The sequence below is a fragment of the Microbacterium sp. KRD172 genome, assembly GCF_017168295.1.
GTDB lineage: Bacteria > Actinomycetota > Actinomycetes > Actinomycetales > Microbacteriaceae > Microbacterium > Microbacterium profundi.
In genome coordinates this window covers 1434394-1451057 of the sequence record NZ_JABFAS010000002.1, presented here as the reverse complement: position 1 = coordinate 1451057, position 16664 = coordinate 1434394, and the positions used below count along the sequence as shown (strand labels likewise).

Annotated in this window: 14 protein-coding genes; 2 read left to right on the top strand and 12 right to left on the bottom strand. The window is 67.1% G+C overall.

Annotation, left to right across the window (positions count from 1 at the left end):
* The first annotated feature begins 173 nt into the window (after window positions 1-173).
* Window positions 174-785, top strand: a complete 612-nt coding sequence (locus J1M43_RS07330) for a vitamin K epoxide reductase family protein (protein ID WP_033107560.1) — start codon at window positions 174-176, stop codon at window positions 783-785.
* Between the two features lie 83 nt (window positions 786-868).
* On the opposite strand, the gene ndk is transcribed toward J1M43_RS07330, so the two are convergent.
* From ndk to J1M43_RS07305, 5 genes are all read right to left on the bottom strand, one after another.
* Window positions 869-1285 (bottom strand): nucleoside-diphosphate kinase, encoded by a 417-nt coding sequence (gene ndk / locus J1M43_RS07325; protein WP_033107559.1) that lies wholly within the window; start codon window positions 1283-1285, stop codon window positions 869-871.
* A 1-nt stretch (window position 1286) separates the two neighbouring features.
* Window positions 1287-1673: a DUF4233 domain-containing protein gene (locus J1M43_RS07320; RefSeq protein ID WP_206476392.1), complete on the bottom strand. Its 387-nt coding sequence runs from the start codon at window positions 1671-1673 to the stop codon at window positions 1287-1289.
* Window positions 1670-3022, bottom strand: a complete 1353-nt coding sequence (locus J1M43_RS07315) for a folylpolyglutamate synthase/dihydrofolate synthase family protein (RefSeq protein WP_206476391.1) — start codon at window positions 3020-3022, stop codon at window positions 1670-1672. The genes J1M43_RS07320 and J1M43_RS07315 overlap by 4 nt, the downstream gene beginning before the upstream one ends.
* Window positions 3019-6393: an isoleucine--tRNA ligase gene (gene ileS / locus J1M43_RS07310; RefSeq protein ID WP_206476390.1), complete on the bottom strand. Its 3375-nt coding sequence runs from the start codon at window positions 6391-6393 to the stop codon at window positions 3019-3021. The genes J1M43_RS07315 and ileS overlap by 4 nt, the downstream gene beginning before the upstream one ends.
* A gap of 352 nt (window positions 6394-6745) precedes the next feature.
* Window positions 6746-7591, bottom strand: coding sequence for a type IV toxin-antitoxin system AbiEi family antitoxin domain-containing protein (locus J1M43_RS07305; RefSeq protein ID WP_206476389.1), 846 nt, complete (start codon window positions 7589-7591; stop codon window positions 6746-6748).
* Between the two features lie 267 nt (window positions 7592-7858).
* On the opposite strand from J1M43_RS07305, the gene J1M43_RS07300 reads away from it, so the two are divergent.
* Entirely contained in the window at window positions 7859-8509 is a 651-nt protein-coding gene (locus J1M43_RS07300; protein ID WP_206476388.1) for a pentapeptide repeat-containing protein, read from the top strand.
* Here the strand turns inward: J1M43_RS07300 and J1M43_RS07295 are convergent.
* The 7 genes from J1M43_RS07295 to J1M43_RS07265 all read right to left on the bottom strand — a co-directional run bounded on the left by J1M43_RS07295 (window position 8500) and on the right by J1M43_RS07265 (window position 16544).
* On the bottom strand, window positions 8500-9543 hold the full coding sequence (locus J1M43_RS07295) for an ArsA family ATPase (RefSeq protein WP_235272486.1): 1044 nt from the start codon (window positions 9541-9543) through the stop codon (window positions 8500-8502). The two genes, J1M43_RS07300 and J1M43_RS07295, sit on opposite strands and share 10 nt — an antisense overlap.
* A complete protein-coding gene (locus tag J1M43_RS07290; RefSeq protein ID WP_234001486.1) occupies window positions 9486-9770 on the bottom strand; it encodes a cory-CC-star protein in 285 nt (94 codons plus the stop codon). The genes J1M43_RS07295 and J1M43_RS07290 overlap by 58 nt, the downstream gene beginning before the upstream one ends.
* A gap of 3 nt (window positions 9771-9773) precedes the next feature.
* Window positions 9774-11501, bottom strand: coding sequence for a carbon starvation protein A (locus J1M43_RS07285; protein ID WP_033107553.1), 1728 nt, complete (start codon window positions 11499-11501; stop codon window positions 9774-9776).
* A 97-nt stretch (window positions 11502-11598) separates the two neighbouring features.
* On the bottom strand, window positions 11599-13101 hold the full coding sequence (locus J1M43_RS07280) for an ABC transporter ATP-binding protein (protein ID WP_206476387.1): 1503 nt from the start codon (window positions 13099-13101) through the stop codon (window positions 11599-11601).
* The gene (locus tag J1M43_RS07275) at window positions 13098-13958 is read right to left on the bottom strand and encodes an ABC transporter permease (RefSeq protein WP_307823308.1); all 861 of its coding nucleotides are present in this window, start codon (window positions 13956-13958) and stop codon (window positions 13098-13100) included. Before J1M43_RS07275 ends, J1M43_RS07280 begins: the two co-directional genes overlap by 4 nt.
* A gap of 2 nt (window positions 13959-13960) precedes the next feature.
* Window positions 13961-14917 carry an ABC transporter permease gene (locus tag J1M43_RS07270; RefSeq protein WP_307823307.1) on the bottom strand — a complete coding sequence of 319 codons (957 nt, stop codon included), beginning with the start codon at window positions 14915-14917 and terminating at the stop codon, window positions 13961-13963.
* 7 nt (window positions 14918-14924) lie between these two features.
* Window positions 14925-16544, bottom strand: coding sequence for an ABC transporter substrate-binding protein (locus tag J1M43_RS07265; RefSeq protein WP_206476385.1), 1620 nt, complete (start codon window positions 16542-16544; stop codon window positions 14925-14927).
* Window positions 16545-16664 lie beyond the last annotated feature (120 nt).

Genomic DNA, 16664 nt, shown 5'->3' with positions numbered 1-16664 from the left:
CGAAGTCTGCGGCGATGCGTTTTGCGGCGGCGCCGTTCGATGCATCAGATGTCATTATCGCACCTTGTTGAGCAGTTCGCGGCATCCGCTCACTTCTGCGCGGCGGACCGCGCTCGGGTTCTCCGGCGCGGCGGGCACGGGAATCCATAGGATCCGCTGAGATAATCAATCACATGAGCGAGCAGCGCACCCGCCCCGTCGGCTTCGGAATCTGGTTGATCGTCGCCAGTGTGATCGGCTGGTGGGCAGCCTTCCAGCTCACGATCGAGAAGTTCGCGCTGCTCGAGAACCCGCAGGAGGCGCTGGGGTGCGACCTCAGCCCGTTCATCCAGTGCAGCACGAACCTGCAGTCGTGGCAGGGATCCGTCTTCGGCTTCCCGAACCCGATCATCGGCCTGACGGGCTGGATGGCGCCGCTCGTCGTGGGCGTGGCCGTTCTCGCCGGCGCCCGCTTCCCTCGATGGTTCTGGGCCCTGTTCGGTGCCGGCATCACCTTCGCGTTCGGGCTCGTCTGCTGGCTGATCGCACAGAGCCTCTACGACCTGTTCGTGCTGTGCCCCTGGTGCATGACGACCTGGGCCGTGACGATCCCGACCTTCTTCGCGACAATCGTGCATCTGCTCCGCAACGGGACCTTCAGCCGTTCGGAGAACGTGAGCGACCGCGCGGGACGCCTGATGCCGTGGGTGCCGCTCGCGACGATCCTCGCGTTCGCGCTGATCATTCTGCTGGCACAGTTGCAGGGCCTCGACTTCCTCGGCGAGATGGCGAAGATCCTGTTCTGACGCGAGTCGGATCCGACACGACGAAGCCCGCCGGTTCCTGCAGCCGGCGGGCTTCGTGGTCGATCCCTGAGCCCGTCGAAGGGTCAGTTGAACCAGATTCCCAGTTCGCGCTGAGCCGACTCGGGGCTGTCGGAGCCGTGCACGAGGTTCTGCTGCACGGCGAGGCCCCAGTCGCGGCCGAAGTCGCCGCGGATGGTTCCGGGCGCTGCGCTGGTGGGGTCGGTGGTGCCGGCGAGCGAGCGGAAGCCCTCGATCACGCGGTTGCCGGTGAGGCGGATCGCCACGGACGGACCGGACATCATGAACTCGAGAAGGGGCTCGTAGAACGGCTTTCCCTCATGTTCTGCGTAGTGCTCGGCGAGCACATCACGGTCGGGCTCGACCAGTCGGATGTCGACGAGCGCGTAGCCCTTCGCCTCGATGCGGGCGAGGATCGTGCCGGTGAGGCCGCGGGCGACGCCGTCGGGCTTGACGAGGACGAGTGTTTCTTCGGTGGCCATGTCAATCGCTCTCTGTGTGAGTGTCGGTGGTTTCTTCAGTGAGTCGGCTCGGGTCGGCAGGACTTCGTGCGTCCAGGCGGGCCCCCATGATCGTCGCATACGCCCACATGCCACCGAAAACCAGCACGACGAGCAGGACGGCCGGCACGAAGAACGCCGACAGCGCGACGATCACCTGCAGCACCCACCCGGCGGTGATCGCCCAGGGCTTCGTGATCATTCCGGCGACGGCCACCATCGCGAGTGCCACGACGACGCCTCCGATGATCGCCCACCACTGCGGCAGCCCCCACGGCAGCGACTTGAGGCCGAAGATCGTGAGGCCCACGAGGAGTACGACGATCGCCTCGAATCCGAGGACGATCGGGGCAAGTTTCTGCACGCTCATGCGCGCCACCCCGCCTTCCAGTCCTCTTCCTCTGCCAGCGCGATCGCCTCTCCCGCCAGCACGATCGATCCGGCGATCACGACGGCCCGGCGATCCGAAGACGCGGCCCATTCGCGTGCCGCATCTGCGGCGTCGGCGAGCGATGGATGCACCGTGGCGCGGTGCCCCGCGGCTTCGACGAGATCCGCGATGGTGTCGGCGTCGCTCGCGCGCTCTGTCTCCGGCGCGGTCGCGAACACGTGGGATGCCGCGGGCGCGAGCTCGGCGATGATGCCGGCCGCGTCCTTGTCGGCGAGGATCCCGAGCACGAGGCCCCACTCGTCGAAGTCGAAGCTGTCGTCGAGCGACTGAGCGAGCGCCTTGGCGCCGTGCGGGTTGTGGGCCGCGTCGACGACGACGGTCGGCGCGATGCCGAGCAGCTGGAGCCGCCCCGGAGACGTCGAACCCTGCAGGCCGTCCGTGATGATGTCGCCGGCGATGTGCTGCGAACCCGCGCCGATGAGCGACTCCACAGCAACCACCGCGAGTGCGGCGTTATGGCCCTGGTGCGCGCCGTACAGCGGCAGGTACTCCTCCACGTAGGTGCCGGCGAGGCCCCGGATGGTCAGCAGTTGTCCCCCGACCGCGAGCTTCTGTTCGGCCAGACCGAACTCGTCGCCTTCGAACGCGATGGTCGCGTTCTTCTCGGCTGCGACACGGCGCAGCACCTCGGCGGCTTCGTCGGGCTGCTGTGCGGACACCACTGCGGCGCCCTCCTTGATGATGCCGGCCTTGACCTCGGCGATCGCGGCGATCGTGTCACCGAGTCGATCGGCGTGGTCGATGGCGATCGGCGCGAACACCGCGACGTCACCGTCTGCGGTGTTCGTGGAATCCCACGAGCCGCCCATGCCGACTTCCAGCACGAGCACATCCACCGGGGCATCCGATGCCGCGACGAACGCCAGCACCGTGAGCAGCTCGAAGAAGGTCAGCGGAGCATCACCGGTCTTGTCGAACTCGGCATCCACGATCGAGACGAAAGGCTCGATCTCGTCCCACGCGTCGGCGATCGCGGCGTCGTCGACGGGCTCGCCGTCGATCATGATCCGCTCCGTGAAGCGCTCGAGGTGCGGGCTCGTGAACAGGCCGGTGCGCAGGCCGTGGGCCCGCAGCAGGCTCTCGATCATCCGAGCGGTCGAGGTCTTGCCGTTGGTGCCAGTGATGTGCACGACGCGGTACGTCTTCTGCGGGTCGTCGAGGAGCTCGAGGATGCGCGCGGTGCGCTCCTTGCGAGGCTGCACCCACCGCTCCCCTGCCCGGCTCAGGAGCGTGTCGTATACGGCGTCTGCGCGTGCGCGGTCGTTCATGCGGATGCTCCTTCGATGTTGGAGTCGATGGTCACGATGATCGCGGACTTGTCAGATCCGAGCGCAGTGGCGCCGGTGCGGAACACGCCGTCGCCGGGGTTGATGACGTCCTTCACCAGCTCTTCCATCTCTTCTGTCGCCTGCACGGCGAAGGCGATCGCGAGCGTCTCCCCTGCGATCAGGTCGGCGTGCGTGCGTAACGCTTCGGCGTTCTCCGTCGAGACGTTGAGCACCAACACGATGCGATCGCTCACGTCGAGCCCGGCGTTCTTGCGTGCCTCCTGCACGACGCGGATCGCATCGCGGGCCAATCCCTCGGATTCGAGCTCCGGCGTGGTCCGCGTGTCGAGCAGCACGAAACCGCCGCTCGGCACGATCGCGAGTGCCTCGCCCTCCGGCCTGCCGGTCGTCTCGAGCGCGAGATCGTACTCGGCTGGCTCGAGGGCGATGCCGTCGACGATCACCGTGCCGTCATTCTCCTCCCAGAGCCCGGCTCTGGCGCCGGCGATCACGTGCTGCACCTGCTTGCCCAGACGCGGTCCCGCGGCACGCGCGTTCACGCTCAGGCGGTGGCTGATCCCGTACTCGGCCGCCGCGGTGTCGGTGAGCTGCACGAGTTCGACCGACTTCACGTTGAGCTCGTCGCGGAGGATGTCCTCGAACTGGCCCAGCGTGTTCGCCAGAGGCGAGACGACGCTGAAGCGCGCTAGCGGCAGGCGCACGCGCAGCTTCTCCTTCTTCCGAAGGGCGTTGCCGACGCTGGACAGCTCGCGCACGGCATCCATCGCCTCGCGGATCTCGTCCGCAGCGGGGAACACCTCGGCATCCGGCCAATCGGTCAGGTGCACGCTGCGACCGCCGGTGAGTCCCTGCCAGACCCGCTCGCTGACCAGAGGCACGAGCGGCGCCGCGACGCGGGTCAGCGTCTCGAGAACGGTGTAGAGCGTGTCGAAGGCCTCACGGCTCTTCGGATCGTCGGTCACCCCGGTCCAGAAGCGATCGCGCGAACGTCGGATGTACCAGTTCGTCAGCACCTCGGCGAAGTCACGCAGGCGAGCGGATGCCGTGGTCGAGTCGAGTCCTTCGAGATCGGCACGGACCTCACGGATGAGGTCGCCGAGGCGCGCCAGGATGTACCGGTCGAGCACATCGGTGGAGTCCGTGCGCCAAGTCGCCTCGTAGGCGTTCGACGCATTCGCGTAGGTCGCGAAGAAGTACCACGAGCTCCACAGCGGCAGCATGAACTCGCGCACGCCGGCGCGGATGCCCTCTTCCGTGACGGCGAGGTTGCCGCCGCGCAGCACCGAGCTCGACATCAGGAACCAGCGCATGGCGTCGGAGCCGTCGCGGTCGAGCACCTCGGATACGTCGGGGTAGTTGCGCAGCGATTTCGACATCTTCAGACCGTCATTGCCGAGCACGATGCCGTGGCAGCTGACGCCGGTGAACGCGGGGCGGTCGAACAGTGCGGTCGACAGCACATGCATCAGGTAGAACCAGCCGCGGGTCTGTCCGATGTACTCGACGATGAAGTCCGCCGGCGAGTGCGAGTCGAACCACTCCTGGTTCTCGAACGGGTAGTGCACCTGGGCGTACGGCATCGATCCGGAGTCGAACCAGACGTCGAAGACGTCCTCGATGCGTCGCATGGTCGACTTCCCCGTGGGGTCATCGGGGTTCGGCCTGGTGAGCTCGTCGATGTACGGGCGGTGCAGGTCGACTTCGCCCTCCGGGTTGCGCGGCAACGTGCCGAAGTCGCGCTCCAGATCCGCGAGCGAGCCGTACGCGTCGACGCGAGGGTACTCGGGGTCGTCGCTCTTCCAGATCGGGATGGGCGAGCCCCAGTAGCGGTTGCGGCTGATCGACCAGTCGCGCGCTCCCTCGAGCCACTTGCCGAACTGCCCGTGCTTGACGTTCTCGGGCACCCAGGTGATCTGCTCGTTGTTCGCGAGCATCTTGTCCTTGATGTCGGTCACTCGGACGAACCAGCTCGACACGGCCTTGTAGATCAGGGGGTTGCGGCAGCGCCAGCAGTGCGGGTAGGAGTGCTCGTAGCTGGCCTCGCGGACGAGGCGCCCCTCCTCCTTGAGAAGGCGGATGAGCGGACGGTTCGCATCCATCCACAACTCGCCTGCGACATCGGTGACGTTCGGCAGGAAGCGTCCGCCGTCGTCGACCGAGATGATCGTGGGGATGCCGGCCGCACCGGCCACACGCTGGTCGTCCTCACCATAGGCGGGCGCCTGGTGGACGATGCCCGTGCCGTCGGTGGTGGTGACGTAGTCGTCGGCGAGGATGCGCCAGGCGTTCTCGGTGCCGTAGGTCTCGGTGTCGGCGTAGTAGTCGAACAGCCGGTCGTAGGTGACATCCTGCAGCTGTGCACCCGTGACTGTCGCGTCGACGGCGGCCACGGCATCCGCTGCCGTCTCGTAGCCGAGATCCTTGGCGTAACCGGCGAGCAGGTCGCGAGCCAGCAGGTAGCGGTGAGCCGATGCCTCGACCGTCTCGCCTTCGTTGTGGATGTCCGCTGCTCCGGCGGGGCCGGCGGGAAGCACGACGTAGTCGATCTCCGGACCCACGGCGAGCGCGAGGTTGGTCGGCAGCGTCCACGGCGTCGTCGTCCACGCGAGCGCGCGCACACCGGTGAGGCCGAGCGACTCGGCCTTGGCGCCGGTGAGCGGGAACGTGACAGTGACGGAGGGATCCTGACGCATCTTGTACACGTCGTCATCCATGCGCAGCTCGTGCGCACTGAGCGGCGTCTCGTCGCGCCAGCAGTAAGGCAGCACGCGGTAACCCTCGTATGCGAGGCCCTTGTCGTACAGGGTCTTGAACGCCCAGAGCACGCTCTCCATGTAGTTCGTGTCGAGCGTCTTGTAGCCGCGCTCGAAGTCGACCCACCGCGCCTGGCGGGTGACGTAGTCCTGCCACTGATCGGTGTAGGTGAGCACCGATTCCCGGGCCTTCGCATTGAAGACGTCGATGCCCATGGCCTCGATCTCGCTCTTCTCGGTGATGCCGAGCTGCTTCATGGCTTCGAGCTCGGCGGGCAGGCCGTGCGTGTCCCAGCCGAAGACGCGGTCGACCTTCTTGCCGATCATGGTCTGGAAACGCGGGAAGAGATCCTTGGCGTACCCGGTGAGCAGGTGGCCGTAGTGCGGCAGCCCGTTGGCGAACGGCGGGCCGTCGTAGAAGACCCACTCCTCAGCGCCCTCGCGCTGCGCGATGGATGCGCGGAACGTGTCGTCCTGCTCCCAGAAGTCGAGCACCTCGCGCTCGATCTGGGGGAACTTCGGGCTGGGGGCGACGTCAGCCGCAGGGCCGAAGGATGATGCGGTCCCTGAGCTTGTCGAAGGGCGGGGGTAGGTCATGTGTGCTCGCAGTGCTCGTGGCGGATGTGCGAGGACGACCCTCACGGACCGCGGTACCACCTCACGTGCTGCGCCTCACGGCACTGCCACTCTCACTGCGGCGATGACGGGCCTGCCCCGCTCGGTTCTACTGGGCCTTTCGGCTGTTCTTCCGAGAGCTCCCCGGTGATGGCCGGATCAAAGCGTGTGCACCCATTGTACGCGGCATGGCGCGGCGTGCGTCCAGTCGCAGTTGTGCGCTTCGCTCGGAGCTCTCGGCGTGCGCTTCGCTCGGAGAATTGCACGTTCTTCGGAGCCATACGCGGATTCGGCTCCGAAGAAGGTGCACTTCTCCGAAGTTAGTGCGCCGAGATCAGGCCGTGAGATGCAAGCCCTGCGCCACGGCGCGCATGATCAGATCCTGCACAGCGGGCCAATCGTGCATCAGCTGCTGATAGCTGACTCGGATCACGTGGTATCCCATGAGTCGGAGCTCGGCGTCGTGGCGGATGTCCTCACTTCGCTGGGCACCCACATGATGCTTGCCGTCGATCTGCAGCACGAGCCGGCTGCCGATGAGCACGTCGACCCGGTGCCCGGCAATCCACGTTTGGATCAGCAGCCTCAGTTTCAACCACCGCAAGCGCTCTCGGATGTATGTCTCGGTGCCCGCATCGGCGAACGGATTTGCCCGCTCGAGCAGATCGCGCGCTGCGTCCTTCCAGGGAAACTCGGCGAGGCCTGGAATGGTCACCAGGCCCTTGTTGAGTGCGGATTCCCAAGTAGCCAGCGCCTGTTCGAACGGCTCACAGTCCGCGACGAGCGCGAGCACGTTCTCGATCGGATCGACCAGGGCATCCGGATGCCGCGGCAGCATCGGTATCGACCAGTGCACGTGCGCGCGGTCGATCTTGCCTCCTGCACCATGCGGATCTGCCCCGACATGAATCTTTTCGGGCTTCTCGTGGACCCACAGCCCGAGCCTGGCAGCCTGCGAGATGCAGGTGACGACGACACCGGCACGTGCTGCGGCCACCAGCACCGGGTCCGCGTCTTTCGTCGCCACCCACCCGCGTCGGAACCGGAGAAGTTCTCCGGCGGCCACCGCGCGCTCCAGGCTCGAGCGGCTCACTCCCTTTTTCTTCAGGCGCTGCGTACGCACGACACCTCCCAACTCGATCACGAGTTCGACAGGGTCAGGGGCAGTCGGATGCAGCATCCCGCGATTCTGCACTGAAGCTCGGAGGCGTGCCCGCAGCGATCGCACGAGCAGTGGACAGGTTTCGTGGTTCAGCTTATGTGCAGAACAGGTGTGCGGCGCGCTTCGCTCGGAGAACTGCACGTTCTTCGGAGCCGTTCATCCTTTTGGCTCCGAAGAAGCTGCAGTTCTCCGAAGGTGGTGCACTGGCTAGCCGCGGTGCACTGGCTAGCCGCGGCGCACTGGCTAGCCGCGCGGCATCCGCTCGGTTGCACGTACCCTCGGGATGTGGCCCGCACCCCTGACTCCCCCGCTGCTCCCCGCGTCTCCAACCCCGATATCCCGGCTCGCCTCGGCAACGCTGTTGCTGCGCGCAGCGCAGATCTCCTCGCTGACCGGCTCGATCTTTCCGGCCGCGTCGACCTCGCCTACGCGTCGCTGGAGCAGTGCGTCGTTGCTGCAGATGCCGACAGCGTCGACCTCGTCGGCGCCACGATCCTCGATGTCGACATGACTGACGTCCGCATCGCGTCGCTGAGCCTGCGGAATGCCGGGATCCGCAGGCTCCGCATCACTGGCGGCCGCATCGGCACGCTTGACCTCAGCGGCGCCCGCATCGATGAGCTCGAGATGCGCGACGTGCGCATCGACTACCTGAATCTCGGTGGCGCGAAAGGTACTGACATGCTGATCGCCCATTCCACGATCCGTACCCTCGACATGCCTCAGGCCCAGCTCGTGCGGGTCTTGTTCGCGGATTGCCGCAGCGACGAGGTCGACCCTCGCGGGCTACGTGCCACTGACGTCGATCTGCGCGGACTCGACGCGATGTCGTACGTCGACACGAACGGGCTGAAGGGCGTCACCCTCACGGGCCACCAGGTACAGCTGCTCGCGCCCGCGCTCGCCACGGGCGTCGGCATCCGCGTTCAGGACTGAGGGGTCCTCGGCCGGACGATCTCCTGCTGCAGCAACTCTGCGAGCACGCCCAGGGCCTCGACGCCCGTGAGCTCCCCCGCCACGAGCGGTACCTCGATCACGGGGATCTCCGGCAGGGCGGCATGCACAGCTCTCAGATGCCGATCCTCCACGTCGCGGCGCGCGCGAAGCAGGTCGCCGGCATCGTTCGGTGACCGTCGATTCGCGATCAGCGCGGCGACGTCGACGTGCATGCCGTTCAGCGACTCGACCACCTCGAGAGTCTCGGCCACCGGCAGAGCCTCGGCGGTGAACACCACCACGAAGCCGCAGGTCTCGGCATCCGTGATCGCGCGCTGAAGGTTCTCGAAGCGCGCGCGGCGCAGGTGCAGGGTGCGCCGCAGTTCCGCCTCGCTTGAAGAGCCCTGCTCGACCCTGCCGGTCAGCCCACGCATCGCGGCCGAGAAGCGTTCCGAGCGATCGCGATTGCGCAGCAGTGTGTCCGTCCAGCCCGCCAGCTGCCCCGGCAGCGCCAGCAACCGCAACGTGTGCCCTGACGGCGCGGTGTCGAAGATGACGAGGTCGTAGTCGCCGTCGATCAGTTCGGCCGCCTCAGCGATCCTCTCCAGCACCGCCGACTCGTGGCTGCCCGGCGCGACACGTGCACGTTCGAGATGCTCTCGCGCCTGAGCGTGCTGGCGCTCGGGCAGCATCCTGATCATGGTCTGCTCGACCGCAGCCAGGTGTCGCGCGATCGTCCGTTCGGGATCGATCTCCATCCCGTCGACGCAACCGCCGCTGCTATTTTCTGCCAGCCGCACCGGCTCATCCTCGACGTCGCGTTCCCAGAGGTGCCCGAGGTTGTGCGCAGGATCGGTCGACACGACCAGTACGCGAGCACCGCGCCGCGACCGCGCGAGCGCGATCGCCGATGCGAGCGATGTCTTGCCGACGCCGCCCTTGCCGCCCACGAACAGGATGCGCCGGCGCTCGTCCATCAGCAGCATGACATCTGATCCAGCGGTGAGCGCGGCATCCCCATCCGCCGATGCCACGCGTGGAAATCCTCGGCGAGCATGGGCATCAGCTCTGCACTGTAGTACGCGGCAGGATCCGGCACACCGAGCGCCTCACCGAGCACGACGAGAGTGAACAGGTCGTCCTCATCGCGCCTCTCGCGGGCGAGTGTCTGGCGGTACGGCCCGGCGTAGTACTCGGTCAGACCCTCCCGGAAGGCGGCCCAGCGCTCCGAGAAACGCAGGGCCGCCGTTCGATGCGTCACTGATCAGACCTCCTCGCGCACCGCCTGGATGCTGGCATCCTGATCCTCCGGTTCCGGCGGGTCGGCGGCCGCCTTGCGCATGGCGATGAAGGCCTCCACCGCCACCCAGATGCTCGCCACGATGATGATCACGTCGAGAACGAACAGCAGCCAGTCCGGCTCGGCCGGATCCGCGAACGACGCGAGTTGCTCGATCGCCGCCCAGAACGACATGACGAACACGAAGATCAGCGGCAGCAGCGCGGGCAGAGCATTGCGACGCTTCCGGATCAGCATCACCGCGAGTATCGAAAGGGTGAGGGCCGCCATCAGCTGGTTCGTCGTACCGAACAGCGGCCAGATCCGCAGGCCGCCATCTCCCGCGAACCCCTGCGAGAACGTCAGGCCGAGCCCGACGACCACGACGACGAGCGTCGCAGGGAACTTCTTGATCTTGATATGCATCGCGTCGCCGATCTCCTGCACGACGAACCGCAGCAATCGCATGCCGGTGTCCATCGTCGTCGCGGCGAACAGCACGGCCATGGTCGCGAGCACGGTGGCACTGAGGGAGGCAGGAAGCCCCAGGCCGTTCTCCATCAGCATTCCGCCGCCCTGGACGAACGCACCCACACCGCCGGCGCCGAACGAGCTGTAGACCTCTTCCCACTCGGCGACGGTGCGGAATCCGCCGATCACTGCGAGGATCGTGCCGAGCGAGAGCAGCCCCTCGCCGACCGCGCCGAAGTAGCCGACGAACCGCGCGTCCGGTTCCTTGTCGAGCTGCTTCGAACTCGTGCCGGACGAGACCATTCCGTGGAACCCTGAGATGGCACCGCAGGCGATCGTGACGAACAGGAGCGGGATCATGCTCGGCGTGCCCTCCGGCACGGACATGTTTATCATCGGCGCGACGATCTCCGGCTTGTCCGCCGCGAACAGCGTGGCGATGAGCACAGCACCGTACAGCAGGCCGAGACCGACGAACAGCTGCACGCCGTTGATATAGTCCCGCGGCTGCAACAGCACCCACACCGGCAGCAGCGAGGCGATCGCGCCGTAGATGAACAGCGCGAGGATCCAGAAGGTCGCCGGCCCCATGCCGAGGAAGTCGTCCGGCAGAGCGACGGGCACCTGGTCACCCAGCACGATCAACGCGTAGAGCGCCGCGACCCCGACGATCGTCACTGGCACGAGCGGCCAGCGCAGCCGGTAGACCGCGACGCCGACGAGCAGGGCTACGACGATCGCGCCCCACGTGGGGATGACGGCGCTCGGGGTGCTGATCAGGAGGTCCTTGATGACCACGGCGAACGCGGCGATCACCATGAGCAGCAGCAGGAAGATCACGACGAGGAACAGGTTCGCTCCGCGCTTGCCGATGTAGCGGGCCGACAGCGCGCCGATCGAGCGGCCCTTGTTGCGGGTGGATGCCCACAGCGCACCGAAGTCGTGCATTCCGGCGAAGAACACAGTGCCGAGCGTGACCCACAGGAAGGCGGGCAACCAGCCCCAGATCACGGCGATCGCGGGACCGACGATCGGCGCGGCTCCCGCGACCGAGGTGAAGTGGTGGCCCCACAGGATGAACTTGTTGGTCGGGACGTAGTCGACGCCGTCGTTCAGCTCGTGCGCCGGGGTTTTGAAAGCCGGGTCGAGCTTGTAGATCCGTTTGGCCAGGTACTTGGAATAGACGAGGTAGCCGAAGACGAACAGCGCCAAGCCTATGAACATCAACAGGACGGGACTCATGGGAGTTTCTTCCTCTCTCGCAGCGACAGCTCTGTCCCCACGTGACGACCCACCGTAGCAAAGCTGGGAGAATGCTGACAGAGGTGGGCCGGGGTGTTCAGACTCCGCCGGCTGATGCCGCGAGCAGCTCCTGAGTGAACGGATGCTGCGGAGCAGCGAACACCGCGGCGACAGGGCCCTGTTCCACGACCACTCCGTCCTGCATCACCAGCACGTCATCTGACACCGCGGCGACGACATCGAGGTCGTGCGAGATGAAGATCATGGTCAGCTCGCGATCGTGCTGCAGGCGCCCGAGCAGCTGCAGCACCTTCTCGCGTACTGACGGGTCAAGCGCCGAGACCGGCTCGTCGAGCACCAGCACGTCGGGGTCTGCGGCGAGCGCCCGAGCGATCGCCGCGCGCTGCCGCTGACCGCCCGACAGCTCGGCGGGGCGGCGTCGAGCCAGCGCCGGTTCGAGACCCACCTCCGCCGTCAGCGCCGCCACGCGCGCAGCCCGCACCGAGCGTGGCACGCCACCCGCCTCGAGCGCCTCGCGCAGCGACCGCCCGATCGTCCAACGCGGATCGAACGCACCGAGCGGATTCTGATGCACGAGCTGCACCCGGTGCGTGCCACCGCTCCAACGCAGCTCCCCCGAGTCCGGTCGCTCCACACCCACGATCATCCGCGCGAGCGTCGTCTTGCCCGAACCGGACTCCCCCACGATCCCCAGTGTCTGTCCCTGCAGCAGGGTGAACGACGCGTCATCGACGGCGGGAACCCCAGAGAACGTCTTGGACACCTCGACGGCGGTGAGCACGGCATCCCCGAGTCCGAACCGATCAGAACGCGGCTCATGCGTCGTGGCCGCGATCAATGCACGGGTGTACTCCTCCTGCGGCGCTGCGAAGACGTCGGCGACCGCTCCCTGTTCGATGACCCTGCCCGCCCTCATCACCATCACCCGGTCCGCGACCCTGCGCACCGCCGCGATGTCGTGGCTGATGAACACCACGGCGGTGCCGGCATCCGCGATCGAACGCAGCAGAGCGAGCACCCTCGCCTGCACAGTGGCATCGAGCGCCGTGGTCGGTTCATCCGCGACGAGTACGGCGGGCTGACCGGCGAGCGCCGAGGCGATCAGGGCACGTTGCCGGAGCCCGCCGGAGAGCTCGTGCGGGTACTGGCCCGCGCGGCGCGCGGCATCCGTCATCGACACCGCCTCGAGCAGCTCGATCACACGATCGCGTCGTTCGCTTCGGGAGAGCCGCGTGTGGATCGCAAGAGGCTCGGCCACTTCCGCACCGACGCGCCGCAGCGGGTCGAGCGACACCAGGGCATCCTGCGAGACCAAGCCGACCTTGTCACCCCGCAGCTCATGCCAATCGGTCTCCGAGAAGCCCCGGGCGTCGACGCCGTCGACGCTCAGCACATCCGCGGTGACACGTGCGGCATCCGGCGTCAGCCCGAGAAGAGCGGATGCCGTGAGCGTCTTCCCTGCACCGGACTCCCCGACGATGGCCAGGCACTCCCCCGAGGCGACCTCGAACGAGACGCCGTCGACGAGCAACGTCCCCCGCATGGCCACCGAAAGGTTCTGCACGGCGAGCGCACTCATCTCCCTCTCCCCTCTGCGCGAGCCCGCAGACCACGGCCGACGATGGTCGCGGACACCACGGTCAGCGTGATCGCCACCCCGGGGAACACGGCGATCCACCAGGCAGTACCGAGCACGTTGCGCCCGCCGGAGAGCATGAGACCCCACTCGGGCGATGGTTCGATCGGTCCGAGTCCGAGGAAGCTGAGGCCGGCTGCCGCGAGGATGCTGGAGCCGATCCCGATCGTCGCGAGCACACTGAGCGACCCGAGCACACCGGGAACCACGTGACGGACGAACGCCCGCATCCGTGGCACCCCGAGTATGCGAGCGGCCTCCACATGCTCGGCGAGCGCGAGAGATCGAGTCTGCACCCGCGCGAGTCGTACGTACACGGGTACCGCGGCGATCGTGACGGCGATAGCGACATTCGTCGGTCCGGGTCCGAGGATCGCGACGACCACGAGCGCGACGAGGAACTCCGGGAAGGCGAGCAGCACGTCCGTGATGCGCATCGCCGTGGCATCCACCGCGCGCGGGGCGACACCCGAGAGCGCGCCGACGACGAGCCCGATAACGAGCGCGAGTCCTGTGGCGAGCAGCCCGATGCCCACCGAGCGTCCCGCACCGTACACGACGCGGGAGAAGACGTCGCGTCCGCTCTGATCCGTGCCGAACAGATGCGCCGGGCTGGGCGCCTCGAGCGCCGCTCGCACATCAGTGCGCAGCGGGTCGTGAGTCGCTATCAGCGACGGAAACACGGCCATGACCGCCACGACGGCAAGCACGGCCAGCGCCGCCCACAGAAGCACCCGCCGCGACGCATTCGCCGGCCGTGAGACGCCCATGCGCCGCGCGATATCCGGACGAGCAGACACACTCACGCACCTACCTCCCGCACGCGCCGGACGTCGATGCGGCGCAACCGTGGATCGAGCACCGGGTATAGCAATTCGACGATGAGATTCACGACCACGAACGCCAGGGCGCTGAACAGGATGACCCCGGTGATCACCGGGAGGTCGCGGTCGGTGATCGCCGACAGCGTCACGCGTCCGAGTCCTGGCCTGGCGAACACCGTCTCCACGAGCACAGCGCCGCCGAGCAGCGACCCGACCAGATAGGCGGCGAGGGTGAGAGCACCAGCGGCACCATGGCGCAGCGTGTGATGCGCGGTGAGCCGCACCTGCCCAGCCCCGCGCGCCCGAACGGTGGTCGCCCACGGCTGCCGCTCGGCCGCTTCGATGCCGTCGCGCAGCACCTGGCCGAGTAGCGCTGCGACCGGCAGCGCCAGGGTGATCGCCGGCAGGACGATCGTGGCGGGGTTGCGGGTACCGGACACCGGGAACCAGCCAAGGCCGAACGCGAACACGCTGAGCAGCAGGATGCCGATCCAGAACACCGGCGAAGACAGCACGACCAGTTCGACCCCTGCGACGATCCCACGCGACACCCGCCCGCGGGCGCACAGCGCCACGGCGAGCGCGAGCACCACCGCGATCACGAGAGCGAGCGACGTCAACTGCACGGTGGCGCCGAGCTGCCGCCCGATCACCTCGGTCACCGGCAGCCGCAGCTGATACGACTCCCCCAGGTTCCCCTGCAGCAACTGCCAGAGGTACGAGAAGTACTGCTCCAGCGGCGGGCGGTCAAGCCCCAGCTCAGCCCGGATGCCGTCCTTGACCGCTTCGCTCACCTGGGCCTGCGGCCCGAGCATCACCGAGACCGGATCGCCGGGGATCACCCTGAATGCGAGGAACGCGAGCGTCGCCGCGCCCCACAGGACGATGACGACGGATGCTGCGAGCCCCGCAATCCGGATGAGAACAGGCTTCACGACCGGATCAGCCGACCGTGACCTCATAGAACAGCGGCCGGCCGTACAGGTCGTACTCGAGACCCGAGACGGTGTCGTTCACCGCAGTGATGAGCGACGGGCTGTAGAGCGGCACGATCGCAGTGTACTCAGCATTCCACTGCTGCAGCTGCTGGTAGATCGTGGCCCGCGCGTCGACGTCGCTGGTCGCGATGCCCTCTTCGAGCAGTGCATCGATCTCCGGATCGGTGACCTGCGAGGCGTTCTGGAAACCGTCGGTGTGCAGGTGGCTGCGCAGCAGATCGCCGTCGACGCCCGAGAAGCCCCAGTCGGTGAGGTCGAAGGTCTTGGGACCGTACTGTTCGTTGTAGGCGCCCGGTTCAAGCACCTCGCGCACGACCTCGAACCCGATGTCGGCGAGATCGGACTGGATGGCGTTGGCCAGAGCCGCGTTGTCGTCGGACACCGGCGTGTAGGCGATCCAACGCACCGAGAGCCGCTTGCCGTCCTTCATGCGGATGCCGTCGGTGTCGCGTTCGGTCCATCCGGCCTCATCCAGCAGGCTGTTCGCCGCATCCTGATCGAACGGCCGGCCACCCTCGAGCGAGGCGTCGTATCCCGGGGTCGTCGAGCCGAGGATGCTCCAGGCGCGCGGGAACTGGCCGAAGAAGATCTCCTCGACCGCGGCGTCGACGTCGACGCCGCTGGCGAACGCCTGTCGCACCCTCTCATCGGCGAAGACGCCGTACTTCTCGTTCAGGTACAGCGAGTACGGAAGACCGGGGTACTCGTTGGCGTCGACCGTGAGCGTGTCGGGCAGCTCTACCGCGAGGTTCGGCGGGATGTTGCTGGCGAGGTCGGCCTCTCCACTCTCCACCACACCCGCGCGCACCGAGGCCTCCGGCAGGATCTCGACCCTCAGCGTCTCGAACTGCGCAGCTTCTGCGCCATCGGGGCCCCATGCATAGTCGGGGTTGCGGGTGTAGACGATCTCCTGGTCGGGCGTGTACTCGGTGAGCTCGAACGGGCCGGTGCCCACCGTGACGTCGGGTCCGCCGGCCTTGAGCTGATCGGCCGAGCTCTCCAGCACGGCCGGTGAGTAGAAGCCGAGCAGCGGAGTGCTGGCCGCCTGCAGGAACGGCGCGTACGGCTGGCTGAAGCTGACCTCGACCGTGTACTCGTCGATCACCTCTGTGCCGGCGTAGAAGTCGCCGCCGAGCATGCTGGCGGCCTGGGCGGATGCCGTCTCCGGGTCTGCGATGCGGTCGAAGTTCGCCTTCACCGCTCCTGCATCGAACGACTCGCCGTCGTGGAAGGTGACGTCATCGCGCAGATCGAACGTGTACGTCGTGCTGTCGTCAGACACCGTCCAGTCGGTGGCCAACCACGGCGAGAACGATCCATCCGATTCCTGGAACACCAGCGAGTCGAGGACGACGCGCTGAACCATGCTCGACACGTCGAGCTGGCTGGTCTGCGGATCCATGTGACCGGCCGAGAGGTTCGCGCCTTCGATGGCCCAGACCACTTCTCCACCGCCATCGCCGTCTGATGACCCTCCGGGGCCGGCGCAGGCGCTGAGCGCCAGAGCAGCGGCAGTCGCGATCGCAGTGATGGGCAGAATGCGGCGCACGAGCGGAGTGGGCATGCGAATCCTCAGGAAGAGTGAAGGGGGGTCTCTCGATTCTAGCGGGGGTTTGTTGGACTGGGTCGATCTACGTCGACGTCCGACCTCGACCGCCTTCGGTAGACTGGTTGTCACAACCCA

Excerpts from the sequence above, each read along its gene's own strand:
- J1M43_RS07330 (WP_033107560.1), top strand. The coding sequence starts at position 174 with ATGAGCGAGCAGCGCACCCGCCCCGTCGGCTTCGGAATCTGGTTGATC.
- ndk (WP_033107559.1), bottom strand. The coding sequence starts at position 1,285 with ATGGCCACCGAAGAAACACTCGTCCTCGTCAAGCCCGACGGCGTCGCC.
- J1M43_RS07320 (WP_206476392.1), bottom strand. The coding sequence starts at position 1,673 with ATGAGCGTGCAGAAACTTGCCCCGATCGTCCTCGGATTCGAGGCGATC.
- J1M43_RS07315 (WP_206476391.1), bottom strand. The coding sequence starts at position 3,022 with ATGAACGACCGCGCACGCGCAGACGCCGTATACGACACGCTCCTGAGC.
- ileS (WP_206476390.1), bottom strand. The coding sequence starts at position 6,393 with ATGACCTACCCCCGCCCTTCGACAAGCTCAGGGACCGCATCATCCTTC.
- J1M43_RS07305 (WP_206476389.1), bottom strand. The coding sequence starts at position 7,591 with ATGCTGCATCCGACTGCCCCTGACCCTGTCGAACTCGTGATCGAGTTG.
- J1M43_RS07285 (WP_033107553.1), bottom strand. The coding sequence starts at position 11,501 with ATGAGTCCCGTCCTGTTGATGTTCATAGGCTTGGCGCTGTTCGTCTTC.
- J1M43_RS07280 (WP_206476387.1), bottom strand. The coding sequence starts at position 13,101 with ATGAGTGCGCTCGCCGTGCAGAACCTTTCGGTGGCCATGCGGGGGACG.
- J1M43_RS07265 (WP_206476385.1), bottom strand. The coding sequence starts at position 16,544 with ATGCCCACTCCGCTCGTGCGCCGCATTCTGCCCATCACTGCGATCGCG.